General features: G+C 51.8%; 6 protein-coding genes. 2 read left to right on the forward strand and 4 right to left on the reverse strand.

What is annotated here, in order from left to right:
* Together ABYP33_RS17620 and ABYP33_RS17625 are read left to right on the forward strand one after the other, a co-directional pair.
* On the forward strand, positions 1 to 1,997 hold a 1,997-nt coding region (locus tag ABYP33_RS17620), incomplete at its 5' end, for a hypothetical protein (protein ID WP_373092506.1).
* Between the two features lie 125 nt (positions 1,998 to 2,122).
* Positions 2,123 to 2,377, forward strand: a complete 255-nt coding sequence (locus ABYP33_RS17625) for a hypothetical protein (protein WP_373092507.1) — start codon at positions 2,123 to 2,125, stop codon at positions 2,375 to 2,377.
* Here ABYP33_RS17625 and ABYP33_RS17630 read toward each other — a convergent pair.
* Genes ABYP33_RS17630 through ABYP33_RS17645 form a run of 4 tightly spaced genes read right to left on the reverse strand, consistent with a single transcriptional unit; the run spans position 2,372 to position 3,640 of the window.
* Positions 2,372 to 2,506, reverse strand: a complete 135-nt coding sequence (locus tag ABYP33_RS17630; RefSeq protein ID WP_373092508.1) for a hypothetical protein — start codon at positions 2,504 to 2,506, stop codon at positions 2,372 to 2,374. The genes ABYP33_RS17625 and ABYP33_RS17630 overlap by 6 nt on opposite strands.
* Positions 2,507 to 2,535: 29 nt before the next feature.
* Positions 2,536 to 2,772: a hypothetical protein gene (locus ABYP33_RS17635; RefSeq protein WP_373092509.1), complete on the reverse strand. Its 237-nt coding sequence runs from the start codon at positions 2,770 to 2,772 to the stop codon at positions 2,536 to 2,538.
* A gap of 6 nt (positions 2,773 to 2,778) precedes the next feature.
* Positions 2,779 to 3,378, reverse strand: coding sequence for a hypothetical protein (locus ABYP33_RS17640; RefSeq protein WP_373092511.1), 600 nt, complete (start codon positions 3,376 to 3,378; stop codon positions 2,779 to 2,781).
* Positions 3,371 to 3,640: a hypothetical protein gene (locus tag ABYP33_RS17645; RefSeq protein ID WP_373092512.1), complete on the reverse strand. Its 270-nt coding sequence runs from the start codon at positions 3,638 to 3,640 to the stop codon at positions 3,371 to 3,373. Before ABYP33_RS17645 ends, ABYP33_RS17640 begins: the two co-directional genes overlap by 8 nt.
* Between the last annotated feature and the right edge of the window lie 327 nt (positions 3,641 to 3,967).

The following is a 3,967-nucleotide window of genomic DNA, read 5'->3' on the forward strand; positions in this document are numbered from 1 at the left end:
GCAAGAAGGCCCGAGGCCGTGGTGCTGGAGCTACTAATATGACACGTACACCAGGGGAAAGACTCGGACAATTCGCAAACCTGCTCGATGACACCGGGCAGAACATGGCTCCCACCGTCGCGACGCTGGCGGCGCTTCAGGCGGTTTCTACTACTGGGCTTGTGGGTGACTCGAGCAAGCGCGATATGGATGGCCGCACGGCTGCGGGTGACGGCGCTGAAGGCCGCTTTGTTTGGCGCTCAGGCGATCAGTCCGCGAACGTGGCCGCAGATGAAGTAGGTTCGGGGTTAGGCGATGGCGGCATATGGACTGCGCCAAGCAGTGATTTGACGGGGGCGTCGGGGGCGTGGCAGAGGCATATCGCTTCGGGGGATAACGCGGCCAACCCTTTTTGGTACGGGGCAAAGCTGGATGATCTTAGTGATGACTCAGCAGCTTTACAGGCGGCATTATCAGGAAAATCAAAAGTCATTGATTTACAAGGGAGAACTTGCCGAGTTGGGACGCAGCTGACGCCGGGTGTTTATGGTCAAAAAATACGGAATGGGGTGATACGTGTCACCGCGAATATATCGTTAATCGACTCAGTTGATTTAATGTATTGGGAAGACGTGGAGATAAGCGTCTTTGATTTAGGCGCATCTTTCACTACAACGCTTGTCAGGCAGCAAGTAGATGGTGTTTTGCAGGGAAAGACAGTTACTCGGAATTTACAACTATGGGCCAATACGACCTCACCGAGTTCAATAGCTTATGAGCTTGTCTGCACAACGGGAGGTGCTAACAATTATATTTCCTATAACACATTCGATGGTATAAGTACGAGGGGCGTCTGGGAAACAACACTTTCACTTAACGCGCCAGCGGGGGGGCCGTTCATCCAAGCGAATAATTTTACAAACGCTAATTGGACTTCAGCGCAATGGGTTATATATCCAGGGGCTGCGTCAGAGATACATGGAAATAATTTTTCCGGTTCGTTCCAAGCGCAGACAGGAACGTCCCCAGACACCACTATAGAAGGGTCTTTTTTTGGCCCTTTCTGGGATCAAGGAGGGTCGGGGGCTACAGTGTCACCAAGGGAGCGGTCAGTGATGACGACTGACGCTCAGGATGGTTATATAGCACTTCTTAATGATGGCACTAAAAAGGGCGAACGAGGATGGTCTGCGCAAACAGGAACCACAAAAATTCAAGCGGGGTATCTTGATGACCATAATGGATCAGATCAAGTCCTATTTTGGGAAAACGAGAACTTTAACAGGGGTAATAGGGGGCGAAAGCGGTTTATTGATTACTGCAACGGCAAGGAGTTTGATCAGAAAATAACATTAACTAATATGACTGGAGTTGGATCCTCAGGGCATGGTAATGGCGGTGTAGTTATGTCCGCCATATCAACATCAGAAACATCATCGGGCGCGTGGTTTGGGCTTACAAATACTGGCTGTACACTAAGTAAATTCCCCACATTCACGGCACACGTCAAGAGTGGGAACCGTAGCGGGAACTCAGCGTCAGCGTTTGAAAATACTGAACACGTTATAGGTTTGGTTGATAGCTCATCATTGCAGAATGGCGTGTACATTCGGCGGGAGTGGCAGGGCGGAGCGTCTGTATTATGGGACAATTACCTTGAGGTAGTCGCGGGCGGCTCTGTTATTTATAGCCAGGTGGTGAACATCAACGGTACAGGCACCAAGCTAACTACCGGGCTAGATCAGACCGACAGAATGTCTTTTTGGGTGGACGGGGATAATATATACTTTGAGATGACATACGAGGCTTTCAACCAAGCCCAGGGTGTTGAGTCTGCCAAGCGAGCTGGAATAAACCAATGGTCTGGAGTTATGACTATACCGCTCGCCACTGCGGGAATGTTTAGCTTGGCGGCAGTAGAGGTAAACCCGTTATATATCTCTCAGCCGGTAGTGTTCGACGCTGATCAGTTACGGTTAAGATGGAAAAGATTTAGCCTCGTTCACACTGAGTACTAAGGAACCATGAAAGTGCAAGCAGACCAACTACCACAAGCAGTTAACGGAGTGACGGCAAGCGGGCTGTCATAAGGAACGAAAATGGACGACCAAAACCGCAGGGCAAGTGATTAAGGAGAACCATTATGTCACCGATACTGAGTAAGCTATTACCCTTCGCCATCGACATTCTGTGGGATAAGTCAAAGCGCGAGGAAAACGCCAAGGCGAAAACCACCAAAGCCGCCAAGGTGCTGTCGCCGGTTTCGGCTGCGGCTGTAGTGGACGCCTTCGCGCTCCCTGTTATCGACATACCTGCCACGCTGACGCCCGTCGATGCGCTGCTGATTGTCGCGCTGAACTTCGGGCTTTATCTGTATCGGAGGGAGCGGGGTTCATAAATTAACGGCAACGCTCAGAGCTATCAGTGCGGCCCACCAGCCGCCAGAAAACTCCGGCACGCCGATACCCATAAGTGCAACGGCGATTGCGCCGCCTTTAACCAGTGCTGCGATTTGTCTGCCCCTCATACCTCACTCCCCGCCCTGTGATTTGAGTTTCATGTGTCAATAGCCCCCTGAGTCACTACCTGCACGATGTCTGGCAGCTCTATCGCAGTTCCAGATACCTTTGGTATATCAGAGCCTCGCCAACGTTCGGCCTTCACCAGTGCGTACGCCTCTGCCTCGCCGGGGGTTGCGTCAACCAGCAACTCATGTCGCCAGCCCATTCCGCTGGTGTGGTGCTTATGCAGCACAATCATCCAGTTTTTCTTTTTGCCTTTAAAAATACTCACCGTTCCTCACCCCCCGCCCTGTGATTTGAGCATGTCCCACTCGCGCTTAATGCGATCGAGCGTCACCTGTCCATTGGTCGTGCTTTCGAGTCGGTGCGCGTGGGTTCTGAGCATGTAAACCGGTATGCAGGTGTCGTTCTCCGTGTCTGGATAGAAAGAGCCTGACTCGCCTGTGACGCAGTACAAAACTTGCGCGCCGTTTGTGTACCCGATATGCACCAGCTCGCTTTCATCCGGCACCTTGGCGGGTGCTGGGCGGGTGTAGAGTTCTTCGCCTCCTGCCATATCTCTGTAAAAAACAACATGATGGCTAATGAGTTCACATACACCTGCATTGACTGTCGTTTTTACGATGCGCCCAACCGGCTCCTGCCCCTCAGCCTCAGCCAGCCACTTCTTTTTCGCCTCAGCAATTGCTCTGCGAGTGCGCACTCCCTCACCTTTGCGCTCAGACAATAATTCCTGCTCGCGTTTTTGGGACTCAGCCAACTGGGCGCGTAGGCGGGTGATTTCTTCTTTCAGGTCATCCACCTCGCAAAGAGGGCAATCATCTGGGTCGCCGTGGAAGAAGTAATCGTGCTTTATGCAATACTCTTGCTCACTCATTCCCCACCTCCTGCTGTTTGAGGGCTTGCTTAATGCGCGTCTCCCCGTCTGCACACGCTACGGCAATTTTGCCGTCTTGGGTGTACATTCTGATGCCCGCGAATTGACCTTCCGCCCAACCCAAAGCCTCCCGCGCCCGCTCCAGTTGTTCTAAGGCGTGGACGAGTTTGCGTTGATTTTGTAACTCCGAGAACGTGAGTTTGCCAATCGCGTACCATTCTTCGTACTTCTCAATCCGCTTTTTCTCATCCTCAAGATTCATACCTTACCTCCCCGCAGCAGTAGAACCGCGACAAATAAACCAAGCCACACGAACGCGCATATTTTAAACAAGCAGACCCAGGTCATTGCCGCTCTCCTCAAATATGGATTTGATTTCTCGGTTGGCATCGATCGCCCTGTTCACACGACTGCGAGGATAGGAATGCTCATCCATCAACTCGCGAATCAACCGCTCCTGTGTCTCCGGTGATACACTCTGACGCACGTACTTCCGTCCCTCACCCAGCCTCTGATTAAAACATATCATCACTCATCTCCTTCACGTTGAGGACCATCAGTGTGGCGATCACTCCCCACACGAATGTCA

The organism is Zhongshania sp. (assembly GCF_041584495.1).
Classification (GTDB): Bacteria; Pseudomonadota; Gammaproteobacteria; order Pseudomonadales; family Spongiibacteraceae; genus Spongiibacter.